Consider the following 18,411-nt stretch of genomic DNA (forward strand, 5'->3'; position numbering starts at 1 on the left):
AGTCGTATACAAAAACGCACGACAGCCAAGGTCGCTCAAACGCGAACCTCAACCATGCGAACGGTCGCGCACCGCACCGTACCGCACGAAATGCCGCGCGCGACCGCAGCGAAGAAGCAGCCGCGCATGCGATAAAGGAGACATGATGGGCTTTCTTTCGAGATTCGAAGGCAAGATGGAAGACACGTTCGAGGGCGCAGCCGACCGCATGGCGAACTCCCCCATCTCGCCGGTCCAGATTGCGAAAAAGGCCGAAAAGCAGATGAGGCGCGAAAAGATGGTAGGCGCCGGCAAGCAGTTCGCGCCAACCCTCTACACGGTGCTGGTCAACCCCGACGACGATCGTCGCCTGTTCGGATACTACCCCACTTTGGCAGGAGAAACGGAAACGTACTTGGCAGCCAAAGCGGCGGAGCAGGGGCTGGTCATGGACGGGCAGCCGCTTGTGCGCTTCATCGTGGACGACGGCCTCAAGCACGGCAAGTTCGACATCATCGCCGAGGCGGTGGCCGCGCCCATCATCGCGCAGCTGCGTCAAGAAGAGATGCAGCGCTACGGGCTTGCCGGAGCGCCGATGGGCTACGCTGCGCCGCAAGGCGGCTACGGTGCGCCCGGCTATCAGGGCGGCTATCAGCAGCCGTACGCGCAAGCTCCGGCGCCGGCCCCTGCGTACGCAGGATACGAAAACCCCAACGCGCCCATGGGCGGCTTCGACGCGCCCGGCCAGTACGACGCGTACAACCAGGGAGGTCAGCTTCCCTACGTTCCCGAAGACGAGATCGACCGATCCATCGATTACGGCGAGTACACCTTCGACAGCCGCGACTTCGACGAGTCCCGCGACGCTCCCGCCGCAAGCCCCGCGCCGCGCGTGGTCGATCCCTTCGACGTGGCGAACGCCAGCATGGGCGGCGCCGTGGGAGCTGCCGCAGGTGCCGGCATGGCCGCAGCAGCAGCCGCAGCGCCGCACGGCGCCGTAGCCGCCGACACCGTCGTGTTCGCCGGCGGGCAGCAGGCAGCCAGCCCCGTCCCCGCGCGGGCCGCCGTGCGCGCGCGCTTGATCGACGAGGCCAACAACCGCGCGTACGACCTAGCATCCTCGCGCCTGCTCATCGGACGCGAATCGAAAAATGACATCTCCGTCCACGACATCAACGCCTCGCGCACGCACGCCGAGCTGCGCCTCGACCAGCAGGGCGTATGGGTGCTCACCGATCTGGGATCCACGAACGGAACCTTCGTCAACGGGCGCGAAATCGCCTCCCACCCGCTATCCGAAGGAGACCGCATCACCATCGGCATGACGAACTTCGTGTTCACCCAAGCCTGAACGCAACGGAAAGGTTAACCCGTGATCGACGTCGTACTGCTCATCATCCGTCTGCTGTTCGTCGCACTGCTGTATTTGTTCCTGTTCGCCATCATGAAGACGGGCATCGGAGTTGTACGCGGACAACGCAAAAAAGAACGCACGTGGAATCTCTCGGTTGAACGAGGGCCGAAAGAGCTGCGCGGCGTATCCATCGTCGTGCGCGGCCCGGTCATCGTGGGTCGCAGTCCTGGAGCCGATATCGTAGTGGGCGCCGGATACGTTTCCGGACGCCACGCACGGTTCAGCCTGATGGGGCAGAACCTGTTCGTTGAGGATCTGGGGTCCACGAACGGCACGGCCGTGAACGGGCAGCTCATAGCCGAGCCTGCCGCCCTTAAGAACAACGACGTGGTCAACGTGGGCGACGTCGCCATTCGCGTAAGGTTTGCCTAATGGCTGAAAAACGCTCGTATCGATCCACTCCGCGCACCCGTCGCGGCGCAGTCACGCCCTTCGGCAGCCGAACCGACATCGGCTGCTTGCGCGACCATAACGAAGACAGCCTGATCGTGGCGCCGCCGCTGTTCGCCGTCGCCGACGGCATGGGCGGACACGCCGCAGGCGAGATAGCCTCGGAGATAGCCGTGAACGTGCTGGCGGAACGCGCGCCGGAGCATCCGGACGGCGAAGCGCTCGCGCGGGCCGTCGTAGACGCCAACCGCGAGGTCATTCGCGCGTCGCACGACGGGCGAGGCCGCGAGGGCATGGGAACCACCATGACGGCGGCCATGCTGGAAGGCGAGCGCTTGGTCATCGCCCAGGTGGGCGACTCGCGCGCCTATCTGCTGCATCAAGGAAAGCTACAGCAGCTCACGCGCGACCACAGCCTGATGGCCGACATGATAGAAGCGGGCCAGCTCACGCCCGAAGAAGCGCGATGCCACCCGCAGCGCTCCGTTATCACGCGCGCGCTGGGCAGCGACCCGAACCTGCACCCCGACATCTACGAGATCAACGTGGAAACCGGAGACCGACTGCTCGTGTGCTCCGACGGCCTGTCCGGCATGGTCCGCGACGAAGCCATAGAGCGCACGCTCTGTCGCGTGCAAGACCCCCAGCGATGCGCCTCGCAACTGGTCAACGAGGCCATAGCCGCCGGAGGCCACGACAACGTGACCGTTATCGTGGCAGACGTTACCGGCTTTGCGGAAGCACGGCGCAGGAAGATGGCGTTCAAGACGAAGCTTTCCATTGCCGTGATCCTCGTGCTGTTCGCAGCCATCATCGCAGGTACGGCCTGGGGAACCAGCACGTACCTGAACACGACCGCCTACCTGATGAACGACAATGGCAAGGTTGCCATCTATCGTGGCATTCCCGGCAGCGTGCTGGGATTCTCGTTCTCGCAACACGAACGAACCACTGACGTTCCCGTAAGCGACCTGCAACCGGGAACGGCGAACCGGCTCGACGCCGGCATACGCGTGGACTCCGTCGAGGCGGCGGAAGAACTGGTCAAGGAATACGAGGCCGAAGCCGCCGAGCGCAAGAACGCCGAAGAAGGCAAAAAGGAATCGCCTGCCGAAGGAGCCAACGCAGACGGCGCGCATGACGCGAATCCCCCGGCTCCCGCCAACTCGCAAGGCGGTACCGCATGACCAGGCGCAACCTAGAACTGATACTCCTATGCGTGGCAGCACCGCTTGTGGTGCTGCTGTTCGCCATGATCGCGATCAACCAGGGGCTTGCGCTCGACATGACCACGCTGGGCGTCCCTGCTGGCATTTTCGTCGCCTTCGTGATCGCGCACATCGCCGTGCGCAAATTCGCGCCCGGCGCCGACCCAGCGCTTCTGCCCATTTCGTTCGCGCTTTCGGGCATCGGCATTGCGTTCGTCACGCGACTGGCGCCCGATCTTGCCGTCAACCAGGTTGTATGGCTGTTCGTGGGCGTAGCGGCCATGGTGCTGGTGCTGGCGTTTATCCGCAACCTCGACAAGGTTGTGAACTACAAATACACCCTGATGATCTTCGGCTTCCTGCTGCTTCTTTCGCCGCTGATCCCTGGCTTGGGGCAAGAAATCTACGGCAGCCGAATCTGGCTTCATATCGGCGGCTTCTCATTCCAGCCCGGTGAGATCGCCAAAATCGTCATCGTGTTGTTCTTGGCCGGATACCTGGCTCAAAACCGCGAGATGCTCAGCGTGTTCACCTGGCGCCTGGGCCCGTTCAACCTGCCCGACGTGCGCACGCTGCTGCCGCTTTTGCTCATGTGGGGCGTGTCGCTTCTGGTGGTCGTATTCGAGAAGGACCTGGGCAGCGCGCTCGTATTCTTCTTCCTGTTTCTGGTCATGTTGTACGTGGCCACGGGAAAGAAGTTCTACCTGTTCATAGGCTTGGGGCTGATCGCCATCGGCGGCGTTGGCGCCTATCTGGCATTCGGGCACGTGCAGGTGCGTGTGAACACGTGGCTCGACCCCTTCTCCGATGCGCAGAACACGGGTTACCAGCTGGTGCAATCCATCTACTCCATCGCTGACGGCGGATTGTTCGGAACAGGCTTGGGACGCGGCCTTGCCGACCAGATCCCCGTGGTGGAAAGCGACTTCATCTTCGCCGCCATCGCCGAGGAGATCGGCTTGCTGGGTGCGGCGGGCGTATTGTTGCTGTTCCTGTGCTTCGCAGTGCGCGGCTTTGTCACGGCAGCGCGCGCGAAGAGCGACGTCAGCTCGTTCGTGGCCGTGGGCCTTACCACCATGATCGTGCTGCAGGCATTCATCATCGTGGGCGGCGTGACAAGGCTCATTCCGCTTACGGGCCTCACGCTGCCCTTCATCAGCCAGGGCGGATCGTCGCTGCTGGCAAGCTTCATCGCCGTAGGCTTCCTGCTGCGCTGCGGCGACGAAGGAACCGGCGTCGGCGCGGAAGTTGTCAGCGCCACGGGAACGCTCCACGCGAACAGCGTGCTGGGGCGCGTATCGTTAGGCAAGCGGCTGACGCACACCATGCTGCTGTGCTCGGCCTTGTTCGCGCTGCTGGTAGCCAACCTCACGCTTATCATGGTGGTGCAGGCAGACTATTACCAGAACATGCCGGGCAACAACCACACGCTGGCCAAGGAATCGCGAAGCGAGCGCGGCACCATTTCAACCTACGACGGCATCATCCTGGCGCAAAGCGCCATCAACCCCGACGGCACGTACAGCCGCTCGTACCCTGCGGGCGATTTAGCCAGCCACGTGGTGGGCTATTCGTCTTCGAGGTTCGGCAATTCCGGTATTGAAGCTGCGTACAACGACGCCCTCAAGGGCCAGCAGAACTTTGCCTCGTGGACCGACGTGCTGAATTCGCTGGCGGGCGTGGGGTCCGCGGGCAACGACGTCACGCTCACGCTGAACTCCAAGATTCAGCAAGCAGCCCAAGACGTTCTGGCGGGACGCAAGGGCGCCGTTGTGGTCATGGACCCGGAAACCGGGGCCGTACTGGCCATGGCCTCCGCCCCCACGTACAACGCCGCCGACGTGGAAACGCTTCTGGAAGCAGCCGGGTCGGGACAAGCAAGCGGCGACAGCTCCCTTGTCAACCGCGCTGCGCACGCGCTGTACGCACCGGGATCCACGTTCAAGATCGTAACGCTTGCCACTGCGCTGGAAGACGATGTCGCCAGCGAGGAAACCGTGTACTCCGCGCCGGGCACCATGACGGTGGAGGGAACCACGGGCGCCATATCGAACTTCAACCACAACGACTACGGCAACATCACGTTGGCACGAGCCATGGAGCTGTCCTCGAACACGGCGTTCGGCCAGCTGGGCCTGCAAATCGGCGGAGAGCGCCTTGTAGCCGGCGCCGAGAAGTTCGGCTTCGGCAAAGACATCGACTTCGCCATCGGCCTTAAAACGTCCCTGATGCCTACGCCCGAAGAGCTGAACAACAACAAGTGGAACCTGGCCTGGGCCGCTGCCGGTGAGCCCATGGACTTTGCCGGCCCGAACGCCACCGTGCTCGAAATGGCGATGGTGGGTTCGGCCATCGCGAACGACGGAGGCATCATGCAGCCGTACCTAGTCGACGGCATCTACAACGCCAACGGCGAGCGTAGCTTCACCGCCAACCCTTCCAAGCTCATGCAGGCGGTCAGCAAGGAAACCGCCAACCGCGTGAAAGACGTGCTGACCGGCGTCGTGAACAACGGAACGGGCACCGCCGCCGCTATCAACGGCGTGCAGGTGGCGGGCAAAACGGGCACGGCGGAGAAGGCCAACAGCAACGACAGCTGGTTCGTCGGCATGGCGCCCGCCGATAATCCGCGCGTCGTGGTGTCCATCATCATCGAGGACGGCGAAGAGGGCATCGCAACCGAAAAAGCGCAGAATGTGTTGAAAACCGCTCTAGAAGTTCAGGGGCTTTTGTAGATAAGATATGCTGGTGCGCTGTATCATGACTTTGACATGGCGCATACCCAGCATGTGACCTAAAGGAGCTAAAACGTGACCGGAAACATGATTGGCAGGGTGTTCAACAACCGCTACCAAATAACCGAGCGCATCGGCATCGGCGGCATGGCCGAAGTGTACCGCGCGCAGGACAACGTGCTCGGCCGCTTGGTTGCCGTCAAGGTGATGCTCCCGCAGTACGCCGCGGATCCCAGCTTCACCCAACGATTCAAGCAAGAAGCCGCCGCTGCCGCCAACCTGCAAAGCCCCTACATCGTGAACGTGTACGACTGGGGCCACGACGAAGGCACCTACTATATCGTCATGGAATTCGTGCGCGGATCCGACCTGAAGACCGCTATCAACGAGCGCGGCGCCATCAACCAGCGCAAAGTGGCGGAAATCGGATCGCAGGTATGCCAAGCGCTTTCGGTTGCGCACGGGCTTGACATCATCCATCGCGACATCAAGCCGCAAAACATCATGGTCCAGCCCGACGGCAACGTGAAGGTGATGGACTTCGGCATCGCGCGTGCGAAGAACTCCGTGAAAACGCAGACGTCCAGCGTGCTGGGAACGGCTCACTACATCTCCCCCGAGCAGGCGCAAGGCAAAGACCTGACCGCCACCAGCGACATCTACTCCCTGGGCATCGTGCTGTACGAGTCGGCCACCGGGCGCTTGCCCTTCGACGGCCCCGACGCTGTAAGCGTGGCCATGAAGCAGGTCAACGATTTGCCCGCGCCGCCGCACGAGATCAACCCCGACATCGACCCGGCGCTCGAAGCCATCATCATGAAGGCTATGGCCAAGAACCCGGCCGACCGCTTCGCCACGTCCAAGGACATGCGCCTGGCGCTGAACGACTACCTGGCCGGACGTCCCGTCAATCTGGGCGAGGGCTTCACCAGCGCGCAGACGTCGGTCATGGGCGGCGTGGTGCCCCCCATCGGACCGGCTGCAGTTGACGGAACGGCCGTCATGCCTGCCATGGGCGGCGTCGGCGGCGTGAACCCGGCTGCACCGGTTTCGCCCGCGCGTTCTTATCGTTCGGACGATGGCAACGGCAAGAAGAGCAACAAGAAGACCATCGCCATCGTGATCGGCATCATCGCCGCACTTGCCATAGTGGGCGGCGTAGCATTTGCTCTCATGTCCGGCGGCGGCAGCAACGACAAGGACGCCATCCCGCTTCCCGACGTAGTGGGGCAGAGCGCCGACCAGGCAACGGCAACGTTGACGCAAGCCGGATTCACCAACATCGTCACGGAAGAGTCCTTCAACGAAAAGGTGGAAGCCGGTAAGGTGGTCAGCCAAGATCCGCGCGGCGGCACCAAGCAGAAAAAGGACACCAAGATCACTCTGGGCGTATCCAAGGGAACCCAGGAAATCACCGTGCCCGACCTGACCGGAAAGACCGCTGATCAGGCGAAAAAGGAACTGACGGCAAACGGTCTGAAATACTCTGCCGGAACTGCCGAGTACTCCGACAAGGTCGAGAAGGACCACATTGTGCGCCAGGACGTTGCTCCGGGAACGCAGGTTGCAAAGGGAACCACCATCACCTACTACCTGTCTTTGGGCTCTGAAGGCATCGAGGTTCCCAATGTGGTGGGCATGATGCGCGGCGACGCGGTGGCCACGCTCAACAACTTGGGTCTGCTGGTCGACACGAACAACTACACGTATCAGGCCAGCGACAAGCCCGAGGGAACCGTGCTTGCCCAAACCCCGGCCGCTGGCTCTAAGCTGCAGGAAAACGGCATGGTCGCGCTCACCCTGAGCAAGGGTCCCGACAAGAAGTCGTACTCGGTGGCAATCAATTCCAACGGCGGCGGCTCCGTTACGTCGGACGTCACGTCGGTCGAAGAGGGCGGACAGGTAACCATCAAAATCACGCCTGACGCAGGATACGAAGTCGCATCGGTGCGCGGCATCGACGACGTGCCGGCATCGGGCGGAACCTTCACGCTCACCAACGTGAAGGGCAACGTCAACGTCACGGTCACGTTCCAGAAGGCAACCAGCCCAGCGCCTTCCGGAAATGCGACAAGCTAACAGGGCGCGCAGAGAAACAGACGGGCAACGCACGTCGGACTTACGCGAGCTCCGTCAGTAAAGCAGCTAGAATAGGCAACGAGAGGTCCAGGCCCTCGTTGCCTTTCTTTTTCTGCAGTTCTCGTTTGAAAGCGAGGTCGACCGCTTGATCGAATCGACGCTTTCCCTGCTCGTGGAAAAAAGATCTTGGTTCTTCGAGCTTTTGATCCAGCATATCGGAATATCCTGCGTGGCCGTGTTCCTTGCAGTTATCATCGGCCTTTCAATCGGCATGGCCATCGCACAATGGAGACGCGGCGCGAAACCTGTTCTTGCGCTGGTGAACTTCATCTACACCATTCCATCCATTGCCTTGTTTGGCTTTTTGATCCCCGTTACCGGAATCGGAAACGCAACCGCCATCGCAGCCCTGAGCATCTACGCGCTCCTCCCCATGGTGCGCAACACCTACACCGGCCTCACCAGCATCGACCCTGCCATAACGGAAGCTGCACGCGGCATGGGGTCAACCAACGGACAACTGCTCTATCGCATCGAACTGCCTTTGGCCGCGCCCGTCATCGTAAGCGGCATTCGAACCACAACAACCATGACCATCGCTTTGGCCGGTATCGCCAGCTTCATAGGAGCCGGAGGGCTTGGAGTTGCCATTTACCGCGGCATCACCACGAACAACCTGGAAATGACCGTAGCGGGCAGCGCGCTCATCGCCTTGCTGGCCATCACGGTAGACCTGCTGCTGGGACTGATCGAGAAACGCGCGCGACGGCATTTGGAACCACGCAACGCACAACGCAGTGGCTGGCGGCTGGGAATATGCCTGACCGTTGCCGCGTTGATAGCCGCGTGCGGCATCGTTGCCATGGAACAGGGCCCGAGTCCCTTCGGACCAATGACGAACGAGGGTAAAAGCGGCGTTATCCGCATAGCCACAAAGCCCATGACCGAACAGTACATTCTTGGAGAGATGCTGAACACGCTGATAGAGCACGACACCGACCTTTCCGTTGAGCTTACGCAGGGCATAGGCGGAGGCACCTCCAACATTCAACCCGGCATGGAAAAGGGTGATTTCGATCTGTACCCCGAATACACCGGCACCGGATGGAACGCCGTGCTCAAGCATGACAGCACGTACGACGAATCCATGTTCGACACGATGCAGCAGGAATACCAAGACCGCCTGAACCTCACCTGGGTAGGCCTGTACGGTTTCAACAACACCTTCGGGCTTGCGGTAAGCAAGCAAGTCGCCCAACAATACAACCTGCACACGTATTCCGACCTTGCACGCGCAGCGGAAAGCCTTGCACTGGGCGCTGAACCTGACTTCTTCGACCGGCAAGATGGCTACCCCGGCCTGCAAAAAGCTTACGGGATGAACTTCGGAAGCACGCGCGATATGGACATCAGCTTAAAGTACCGCGCGCTGTTCGAAGGGCGCGTAGATGCCATCGCCATCTCCACAACCGACGGTCAAGCAGCCGACGACCGGCTTGTCGTGCTGCAAGACGACAAGGGGTTCTATCCCACGTATCTATGCGGGAGCGTCGTGCGCGTAGATACGCTGAACGCCCATCCCGAACTGAAAGCCGTGCTCGACAAGATGCGGGGCCTTATTTCGGACGTCGACATGGCGCGCATGAACAACCAAGTGGAAACCCAAGGTCGTGAGCCGAAAGACGTTGCTGATGCGTTCCTTGCTCAGAAAGGACTCCTATGATCGCAATTGAATTCAACGACGTTTCAAAGCAGTTCGGCAGCACGCGAGCCGTCGACCAGGTAAGCCTCTCCATCGAACAGGGAAGCTTCGTCACCATCATAGGCAGCTCTGGATGCGGCAAGACCACGCTGCTCAAAATGGTCAATGCCCTGGCCATGCCGGACGAGGGGAGCATTTTGATCCACGGCAAGTCCACCGCCGACCTCAATCCCATCGAACTCCGACGAAACATAGGCTACGCGATCCAAGGAAGCGTTCTGTTTCCCCATTTGACTGTCGAGCAGAATATCGCATACGTTCCGCGCTTGCTGAATCGGGGAGATCGTCGAAGAACCGAAGCCGCGGTGGACAAATGGATGAGCATCATTGGACTTTCACCTCAAATCAAAGACCGCTATCCTTCTGAATTGTCCGGTGGCCAGGCCCAGCGCGTGGGCATGGCGCGCGCATTGGCCGCAAGCCCCGACATTCTTCTTGCAGACGAACCTTTCAGCGCCGTCGACGCCATCACGCGAACCGCTCTGCAAGACGAGGTTAAACAGATTCACGACCAAACGGGCATCACGATACTGTTCGTCACGCACGATATAGACGAAGCCCTTGCGCTAGGAGATCGCGTGCTCGTCATGGAGCGCGGGCAGGCCGTTCAATGTGCCTCCCCGTGCGAAATTCTACGCAGCCCCGCCACGGACTTTGTAAAGCGCCTTGTCACCCGCAAGCAGCGCGTATTCTCCTGCTCGGAAACCCTTCCGTAAGATTTCCCCTCAAGGGGCTTCAAAAAAATAGTCAATGCCGTAGCATGGACCGTATGAGGTTGACCGCCCGGTCAAGCAAGAGGAGACGCCATGGTCAACAAGCACGGCAATTTGGAGAAGTTCGAACGACTGCCCGCAGAACGGCAGGAAGCCATCGTGAACGCCGCCGTTGAAGCATTCGGGCGAAACGACTACAAAAACGCCTCCACCGAAAGCATCGCGCGCAAAGCGGGCATCTCCAAAGGCCTGCTGTTCTTCTACTTCAAAAACAAAAAAGAGCTTTACCTTTACCTGATGGAATACTTGATGGAAAAAGTATCGCACCTGGTAGTCGATGATGAATTCTACGCCATTGACGACTTCTTCGACCTGTTCATCTACGCAGGGCAACGAAAATGCGCAGTCCTCTCCAAGTTCCCCTACGCGCTCGAATTCTCCATCCACGCTTTCTACCCCGAGCACAAAGACGTCAAGGACACCATGGAGAACTGGACGCAAAACCAAATCGACCTCATGTTCGCTGCGTATTTCAAAAACGTGAATTTCGACAAGTTTCGCGATGATGTAGACCCGCGCTACGTTGTCAACCTGCTGATATGGCTTGCCGACGGCTACCTACACCAGCAACAAGCCCTGAAAAAGCGGCTTGACATGGACGACATGATGACCGAGATGCATCGTTGGTGCGACATGCTGCGCACCTGGTCTTACAAAAAGGAGTACGTATGACAGGCAGTCAGGCGATTATCGAGCTGCAGGCGCTCACGAAAGACTACGGGGAGGGACGCGGCGCCTTCGATGTAACGTTCTCGGTCGAACGAGGCGAGGTGTTCGGGTTCCTGGGTCCCAACGGCGCAGGGAAAACCGTTACCATGCGCAATCTCATGGGCTTTATCAAGCCCGACAGTGGCACGGCGACCATTGCGGGGCTGCGCTGCTTTCAAGATCGAGCCAAAATCCAAAACCGGCTTGGCTATCTGCCAGGAGAAATCGCATGCATGGACGATATGACCGGCAGCGCGTTTCTCAACTTCATGGCGCGTATGAAGCACGTGGATTCAATGATGCGCATGCACGAACTGATCGACTATTTCGAGCTTGATCCTACGCGCAAGATTCGCAAAATGTCGAAAGGAACCAAACAAAAAGTGGGGCTGGTATGCGCGTTCATGGCGAAACCCGACATCGTGCTGCTTGACGAGCCCACCAGCGGCCTTGACCCTCTCATGCAAAACCGGTTTATCGACCTGGTGCTTGACGAGAAAAGCCGCGGCACCACCGTCTTTTTGTCGTCGCACCTGTTTGAAGAAGTTGAGCGCACGTGTGATCGGGTCGCCTTCATCCGCGGCGGAAGAATTGTTGCAGTCGAGCGCATGGGCGACGTGCAAAAGAACCGCAAGCGCATGTTCGCAATCACCTTCGCCCAACCGGAGGCCCGCGCGCGCTACCTAACAGCCCACCCCGAGGCGCGCGCGATCGGCGGTTCTACAGCAGAGATCGCCGTCACCGGAAACATGGACCTGTTCGTGAAAGATCTGGCCGCCTACCCCGTGCAGGATCTGTCTGCGCGGGAGCAAACGCTCGAAGAGCTGTTCCTGCACCTGTACGGCGCTCAGTTGAAGGGAGGCGTCCATGAATAGCACGCTGCTGGCGAAGGAGCTGAAGTCGAACGCGTTCGTGGCGATTATCATCTTCGCGGTTTTAGGGATGTACATAGCCTGTATCGTCATGATGTTCGATCCCAGCTTAGGCGAAAGCCTGAACATGATGATGGACAGCATGCCGGAGCTGTTCGCCGCCTTCGGCATGGGAACGCAAGCGACCACGCTGCTCGACTTCATGCTGAACTACCTGTACGGGTTCCTGCTGACCGTGTTCCCGTTCGTCCTGATTCTCATTATGGCAAACAAGCTTATGGTGCGTTACCTGGACCGCGGCACCATGAGTTACCTGCTGGCCACTCCCAACAGTCGCGTGCGCGTCGCGCTTACGCTTGCAGGGGCCATGATGGTTGTTCTGGCCCTGCTCATGGTGCTCACGACAGCTGCAGAAATTGCCTGTGCGGAGCTTATGTTCCCGGGAGACCTGGACATTCCAGGGCTGTTCCGCGCGAACGTCGGGCTGTTCTGCCTGTGGACGTTCTTGGCGGGCATGTGCTTCTTCTCAGCCTGCGCCTTCTCGAACGCAGGAGCGGCGCTGTGGGTTGGCGGCGGAGCGGGTATTGCGTTCTTCTTGATGCAAATGGTGGCGAAGGTGGGCGACAAGCTGGCCTTTCTGGACAAGGTCAACCCGCTTGCGATGTTCGACAGCTACGGTTTGGCGACAAGCGATGCTTCCGCTTACGCAGGGTCGGCAATCCTGCTTGCCCTCGGCATCGCCCTGTTCGCCCTTGCGATTGGCGTATTCAACCGCCGAGACTTGAGCATCTAGCGTAACAAGGCTGAGGGAGCGAGCGCCGCGCGCACCTCCCCCAGCCTTACGACCAACTGAATTACTGCTGCACGCTCACAGCAGAAAACGCGCCGCTCTCTACCGTCGCCTTTACAACGATGGTTGTATTCACATCGGCGGAATCGGTCGCGTTCGCCAGCTTGAACGTTATGGTCGACTCGCCGTTGTTCTGCTGGTCAGCCATAAACCCGAACACGTGCATGCCCGCAGAGCCTATCACGTCGTTCGCGTTTTGGTCGTAGTACGTAGAAGACGGCAGATCCGCATCCGTGTCCTTCAGCACCGAATCGCCGCTCACGTCGGACGTCCACTGATACTGAGCGTCGGCGCTCGAATCCAAAAGCACCAGCATGTCGCCGTTGGAATACGCAACCCATCCGTTCGACACCTTCAAAACCGTTCCTTCGGCCAAGCTGCTGCCGTCGCCCATTTGATTTGCAGCGTTGTCGCTTGCCGCCGAGTTGTTCGCGGGAGCAGCGTTGTCCGAATTCGTTGCGGCATTGGTATCGTTTGAGCAGCCGGCCATTGCAATCAACGACGCCAAAAGCAGCGCCACCGCACTTCCTACCATAGAAAATTTTGCAATTTTAGTCATGAAATCCTCTCTTTCTTTGCATGCACTTCGAAAACCGCACGTTCTTTTGTCTGCGCAAACAGGGATGTGCTCCAACCCATCCTAGGAGCATGTTTCCTACTCTGAACTGGCCTTGCTCGTACGTTTGGCATCCGTAACCGCATCGATTTCATTCCGAAACCCATCCCCTCGCAACAAGTCGTTATCCAAAACTTTCAACTTTTCTTAAAAAAGTCGTTGACAGAAGATGGGAGTACGGGCATAATATCTTTCGCTGCTTCGACGTGCGCCGTTACCTCAGCTGGATAGAGGGACTGACTACGAATCAGTACGTCGGGGGTTCGAATCCCTCACGGCGCACCATTTAGCATTCAAAACCGTCCAACTGGGCGGTTTTTTTGCGTCTCTTGCAAAACAGAGGAGCTGCCCTCCCCCGAAACAGTGACGAACCTTGCCGGTGCATCGCATTCCGGTGCGCCGGCAACAGGGCTCGCAGCGTCGCTTCCAAGAACCCGCATGCAAGCAGCCCGACGGCTCGTTTCAAATGCGGCTACGACCACCCGGAGCAACCTTGTAACCTACACAAACAAAAAACACGCCCGGATGCTCGGCCAATGAGGTATGATACGTACCAGTTGCGTTGACAATGCGCTTCGATGGCAGCATGCTCATACGCAAACGCGATCAGACGGTTTGACTGAACGGCACGCCGTTCAGAAGCCCGAAATCCGCAACGACTGGTATCAGCACGTGCGGTTTTTTTATTGGTCAATAGGAAAGGGACTTTGTTGAAGGTTCGAAAATCGAAACCTCACAGTAAGTAGCCCTCCTTCGATTTCCTTACGTCGGCAGTCGAAGGTGGCTGCGGCGCTCGTGTTTGACATAGATTTTACTCCCCCGCATCGGGATGCGCGTAACCGCACGCGTTACCATGGGATACGGTACGATCGCTTGCGAACACGGGCATGAACAGTAAGGGATAAACCATGCTCTACCTCTCTCAAATGATGGGGAAACCCGTCGTAGACGCCACGGGCGAAAAGATCGGCACGATCTCTGACCTGGCCATTTCAACTGGCGAGGTGTTTCCGCGCATCACGAGCCTGGCTTTTCAAGGGCCCGGCAAAGTGCCGTTCATGATCTCATGGCGCAAATACGTCGAGGAGTTCGACGAAACCGGCATCACGCTCACCGTGGAAGCGCACGACATCCGCTTCAGCTATCTGCAACCTGACGAAGTTCTTCTCGCGCGCGACTTGTTGAACCGTCAGATCGTCGATACGCAAGGCATGAAAGTCGTTCGCGTCAACGATCTCAAGCTTTCCGTGTCGGGTTCGCAGCTACGCCTGCTTGGCGCCGAAGTGGGCGCGCGCGGCATCCTGCGCGGTCTGGCCCCCTGGCTCGAACGCGCCGTTGTAGCAGTGGCCAAGGTGTTCGACAAAAAAATCGACGAGCAGATCATCGCATGGAACTACATGGACCTGCTTGACCGCGACCTGTCCGAAGTACAGCTGTCCGTTACGCACAAGCGCTTGGACGAGCTCCATCCCGCAGACGTGGCCGATATCCTGGAGCAACTTGACCCGCAGCAGCGAGCCAACGTGTTCCAGCACCTCGACGACGCTCAAGCAACCGAGGCTATCTCGGAAATGGAAGACGAGTACCAGGCCGACTTCATCGAAGACCTCGACGACGCCCGCGCCGCCGGCCTGCTGGGGAACATGGACCCGGACGACGCTGCAGACATCGTGCGCGACCTGTCGTACGAGAAAGCAGAAACCCTGCTGCGCCTCATGGGCGTGGAGGACGCCACCGAGATCCGTCGCCTGCTTGGATACAAGGACGGCACGGCCGGCGGTATGATGACCACGCAGTTCGTTTCCGTCAAGGCCGACACCACCGTTGGCGAAACCATAGAAGTACTGCGCGAACTGCCCGAAGACCATCCCACCGTGCATTACGTGTATGTGCTGGACGACTACGATGAATTCATCGGCGTGCTCAGCCTGCGAACCCTTGTGCTGACCGACGATGCGAAACCCGTGCGCGAAGTCATGTTCGACGACGTGATTTCCGCAACGCCAGAAGAAACCGAAGAGGACGTGGCTGCCGACATCTTCAAGTACGAGCTGCCCGCCATGCCGGTGGTGGACGAGCATGGCGTGCTGCTGGGCATCGTCACCGTTGACGACGCCTGGGACGCTATCGAGGAGGACGTCAGCAGCGACAAGACGCAGGTAACCGCGGCGAAGATCGTTGGCGGCATCATTGGCGCCGTACTGTTCTTGGTCCTGTACACGATGGTGTTGTTCCAGATCATCGGCTACGATTGGAGGTAGCCTCATGGTCGAAAAGAACCTCGAGCGCGCGGACGCTGCGCAAGCGATCGACGAAACCGCACCTGAGAAAAAGAAACCCGATAAGCTCTGGCTGCTCTTGGCCGCCATGGGGCCCGGCATCGTAACGGCTATGGCCGGCAACGACGCCGGCGGCATTTCAACGTACTCCACCGTGGGAGCCAAGTTCGGGTTCGCCACGTTGTGGGTCATCCCCGTCATGTGCGTCCTGCTTATCGTGGTGGAGCTGACCGCCGCAAGAATGGGAGCCGTCACCGGCAAGGGCTTTGCGGCCCTCATCCGCGAGCGCTTCGGCATTCGCCTAACGGCGCTGGCCATGTTAGCGCTGCTCGTCGGTAACGTGTGCACCACGTTTTCGGAGTTCGCAGGCATCGCAAGCGGCATGGAAATGTTCGGCGTGTCGAAATATTTGGCAGTTCCGGTAGCCGCAGCTGCGGTGTGGCTGCTTATCGTGGGCGGCAGCTACAAGCGCGTAGAGAAAGTGTTTCTGATACTGTCGTTGGTGTTCGTCACGTACATCGTAGCCGCGTTCATGGCGCAACCGGACTGGGGCCAGGCACTGCAGAGCACCGCCATCCCCCGCATTGTGGAAGACAAGAGCTTCGTTTCCCTGGTCATAGCCATGATAGGCACGACCATCGCGCCGTGGATGATGTTCTTCAACCAGAGCAACGTGGTTGAAAAGGGCATCTCGGTAAAGGATCTGTTCTCCCAAAAAGTGGACGTGATTGCCGGCACGATAGCGGCTTGCCTGGTGGCGTGGTTCATCATCGTGACCACGGGCGCCGTGCTGCATCCGCAGGGAATCGAAATCGAATCCGCTGCCGATGCAGCACGCGCTCTCGCACCGTTCGCCGGGCACTACGCTGAAGCGCTGTTCGCCATCGGCCTGGTAGCTGCGTCGTTTCTTGCAGCATGCGTATTGCCGCTTACCACGGCGTTCGTTATTTGCGAAGCCTTCGGGTGGGAAGCGGGCGTTTCTTTCAAATGGAAGGAAGCGCCGCTGTTCAAGAGCATCTTCACGTGCATTATCGTGTTCTCGGCCGTCATTGTGCTGGTTCCGAACATCGATTTGATGAACGTCATGCTCACGGCCCAGTTCGTAAACGGCCTTGTACTGCCGGTGCTGCTGGTGTTCATGGCAATTATCGCAGCCGACAAGCGCGTCATGGGCGCCTTCCGTTCGCGCATGACGTCTCGCGTGCTCATCTGGCTGACGGTGGGCATCGTAACGGTGCTCACCGTCGCCTTGCTGATCATGCAGCTTCTGGGTATCGGCTAGTTGTCCGCCACCAGGCGCTGGCTTTCCTGCTTGAGACGATCGGAGAGGTATTGCCGGCTGCTTGATTCGTCCTGAACGCACCCGAGCAGCATGTCGATGGTCAAGCTGGAAAGATACGCGTCCATGCTTTCTTCGATCAAGTTGTACGTTTGCTTGATGTTGTCGACCATCTCGCCGCCCTTGCGCGCGTTGCGCTTTTCACGCGTGGCGCGCTTGGAGTCTTCGTCAAGCGCCTTGATGATTTCAAGCACACTGATTTCGGAAGCATCCTTGGCCAGTCGATAGCCCCCGTGCTTGCCCGGTCGGGCCTCGATGATGCCCGCATTGCGCAAAAGCTGCGCAAGCTGGATCAGGTAGTCGCGAGGAATGGACATATCCTCGGCAATGTCTTTGGAGGAGCAGGTAGCCCCTTGCGCAGCCAAGTACAGAATGGCTCGCATGCCGTAATCGGTCGATGCTTTGAGTTGCACTGGTATCTCCTAACTCGATCCATCACCGGACTCATATTGAGATTCGCGGTAAACGGTTCGCCTTATGGTCAAAGGTTGGCTTGAGTGTACCTAATTCCGATCGATTATAGCAAGGTCATTGATAGGCATGTAGGTCAAACCGAATTGAAACGGTTACGTTTACGATACGTTGCATGCACAAATAAGGTGCTACAGGCCGTCAACCGGCAGGGTCACGCGTGCAAGACCGAATCGCGCGAACGGGTACGGCGCGCAATGCAAGCCGGACAGCTTAGGCTATACTGGCTCGCATGGATGAGAAGAAACGTGTTCGAGAAGAAGTCCTTCGTCGTCGAGATGCTTTGAGCGCTCAAATTCGCGCGCGCAAAAGCCTTGAGATTTGCCTTCGGCTGGAACGTTTGATTGCGGAATGCCTATCAACAGACCCCGCAAGCGAAGAAGCGATTTCCCACACCGACGCGAAGCATGCGAGCGGAAGTCCGGGCGCCTGTTTCGACAAGCCTTGCATTGCCGTGTTCTCCGCCATGCGCAGCGAGGTGGATTTGAGCGCTTTCGTGCAAGCGGCGCATACGCGCGCATGGAGCGTGTGCTTTCCCTGTATGCTGCGCGAAGCCGCCGACCAGCCTGCGCGCATGGCGCTCTACCGTGTGACGCGCGCACAGCTCGATCGTGCACAAACGACGTTTCTCGACCATCCGCTTCGCTGCCTAACGCCTGCAACGCTTGAACGCAACGGGTTCGAAGCCGTTCATCCCAACAAGCTCGACGTAGTAGCCGTGCCGCTGGTTGCGTTCGACGGACAGGGCAACCGTCTGGGATACGGCGGCGGCAACTACGACCGCCTGCTCCCCAACCTGCGCGCCGACGCTCTTGTTGTGGGCGTGGCGTTCAGCGAGCAACGCGTAGAGGTCGTGCCCTGCGAGCCTCACGACCAACCGCTTCCGCTTATCATCAGCGCCTAAAAAAGGAGGGCGCGGAACGAATCCCGCGCCCT

The 18,411-nt window shown here is 59.3% G+C and carries 15 protein-coding genes and 1 tRNA gene; 14 read left to right on the top strand and 2 right to left on the bottom strand.

Annotation, left to right across the window (positions count from 1 at the left end; genetic code table 11):
* Positions 1-142 precede the first annotated feature (142 nt).
* The 10 genes from LG373_RS09280 to LG373_RS09325 all read left to right on the top strand — a co-directional run bounded on the left by LG373_RS09280 (position 143) and on the right by LG373_RS09325 (position 12,713).
* On the top strand, positions 143-1,330 hold the full coding sequence (locus LG373_RS09280) for a DUF3662 and FHA domain-containing protein (protein WP_225749638.1): 1,188 nt from the start codon (positions 143-145) through the stop codon (positions 1,328-1,330).
* 21 nt (positions 1,331-1,351) lie between these two features.
* On the top strand, positions 1,352-1,765 hold the full coding sequence (locus LG373_RS09285) for an FHA domain-containing protein (protein WP_123193062.1): 414 nt from the start codon (positions 1,352-1,354) through the stop codon (positions 1,763-1,765).
* Positions 1,765-2,970 (top strand): Stp1/IreP family PP2C-type Ser/Thr phosphatase, encoded by a 1,206-nt coding sequence (locus LG373_RS09290; protein WP_225749639.1) that lies wholly within the window; start codon positions 1,765-1,767, stop codon positions 2,968-2,970. The genes LG373_RS09285 and LG373_RS09290 overlap by 1 nt, the downstream gene beginning before the upstream one ends.
* A complete protein-coding gene (locus tag LG373_RS09295) occupies positions 2,967-5,726 on the top strand; it encodes an FtsW/RodA/SpoVE family cell cycle protein (protein ID WP_225749640.1) in 2,760 nt (919 codons plus the stop codon). Before LG373_RS09290 ends, LG373_RS09295 begins: the two co-directional genes overlap by 4 nt.
* A gap of 87 nt (positions 5,727-5,813) precedes the next feature.
* Entirely contained in the window at positions 5,814-7,805 is a 1,992-nt protein-coding gene (pknB, locus tag LG373_RS09300; protein WP_225749788.1) for a Stk1 family PASTA domain-containing Ser/Thr kinase, read from the top strand.
* A gap of 145 nt (positions 7,806-7,950) precedes the next feature.
* Positions 7,951-9,528, top strand: a complete 1,578-nt coding sequence (locus LG373_RS09305) for a glycine betaine ABC transporter substrate-binding protein (protein ID WP_225749641.1) — start codon at positions 7,951-7,953, stop codon at positions 9,526-9,528.
* Positions 9,525-10,283: an ABC transporter ATP-binding protein gene (locus tag LG373_RS09310; protein ID WP_216529297.1), complete on the top strand. Its 759-nt coding sequence runs from the start codon at positions 9,525-9,527 to the stop codon at positions 10,281-10,283. The genes LG373_RS09305 and LG373_RS09310 overlap by 4 nt, the downstream gene beginning before the upstream one ends.
* 90 nt (positions 10,284-10,373) lie before the next feature.
* Positions 10,374-11,012: a TetR/AcrR family transcriptional regulator gene (locus tag LG373_RS09315; protein WP_216529296.1), complete on the top strand. Its 639-nt coding sequence runs from the start codon at positions 10,374-10,376 to the stop codon at positions 11,010-11,012.
* Positions 11,009-11,923, top strand: a complete 915-nt coding sequence (locus tag LG373_RS09320) for an ABC transporter ATP-binding protein (protein ID WP_216529295.1) — start codon at positions 11,009-11,011, stop codon at positions 11,921-11,923. The genes LG373_RS09315 and LG373_RS09320 overlap by 4 nt, the downstream gene beginning before the upstream one ends.
* Positions 11,916-12,713 (top strand): ABC transporter permease subunit, encoded by a 798-nt coding sequence (locus tag LG373_RS09325; protein ID WP_216529294.1) that lies wholly within the window; start codon positions 11,916-11,918, stop codon positions 12,711-12,713. The genes LG373_RS09320 and LG373_RS09325 overlap by 8 nt, the downstream gene beginning before the upstream one ends.
* A 61-nt stretch (positions 12,714-12,774) precedes the next feature.
* Here LG373_RS09325 and LG373_RS09330 read toward each other — a convergent pair whose 3' ends face one another.
* Positions 12,775-13,329 carry a protease inhibitor I42 family protein gene (locus LG373_RS09330; RefSeq protein ID WP_225749642.1) on the bottom strand — a complete coding sequence of 185 codons (555 nt, stop codon included), beginning with the start codon at positions 13,327-13,329 and terminating at the stop codon, positions 12,775-12,777.
* A 265-nt stretch (positions 13,330-13,594) separates the two neighbouring features.
* Between LG373_RS09330 and LG373_RS09335 the strand changes: the two genes are divergently transcribed.
* From LG373_RS09335 to LG373_RS09345, 3 genes are all read left to right on the top strand, one after another.
* Positions 13,595-13,671, top strand: a tRNA-Arg gene (locus LG373_RS09335).
* A gap of 623 nt (positions 13,672-14,294) precedes the next feature.
* Positions 14,295-15,647 carry a magnesium transporter gene (locus tag LG373_RS09340; protein WP_114567952.1) on the top strand — a complete coding sequence of 451 codons (1,353 nt, stop codon included), beginning with the start codon at positions 14,295-14,297 and terminating at the stop codon, positions 15,645-15,647.
* 4 nt (positions 15,648-15,651) lie between these two features.
* Positions 15,652-16,947 (top strand): Nramp family divalent metal transporter, encoded by a 1,296-nt coding sequence (locus LG373_RS09345; protein WP_225749643.1) that lies wholly within the window; start codon positions 15,652-15,654, stop codon positions 16,945-16,947.
* Here the strand turns inward: LG373_RS09345 and LG373_RS09350 are convergent.
* Entirely contained in the window at positions 16,944-17,417 is a 474-nt protein-coding gene (locus LG373_RS09350; protein ID WP_114567950.1) for an Rrf2 family transcriptional regulator, read from the bottom strand. The genes LG373_RS09345 and LG373_RS09350 overlap by 4 nt on opposite strands.
* A gap of 290 nt (positions 17,418-17,707) precedes the next feature.
* Between LG373_RS09350 and LG373_RS09355 the strand changes: the two genes are divergently transcribed.
* Positions 17,708-18,379 (top strand): 5-formyltetrahydrofolate cyclo-ligase, encoded by a 672-nt coding sequence (locus tag LG373_RS09355; RefSeq protein ID WP_225749644.1) that lies wholly within the window; start codon positions 17,708-17,710, stop codon positions 18,377-18,379.
* Positions 18,380-18,411: the final 32 nt, after the last annotated feature.

Source organism: Paraeggerthella sp. Marseille-Q4926 (assembly GCF_916618935.1).
In the GTDB taxonomy this organism is placed as follows: domain Bacteria; phylum Actinomycetota; class Coriobacteriia; order Coriobacteriales; family Eggerthellaceae; genus Paraeggerthella; species Paraeggerthella hominis.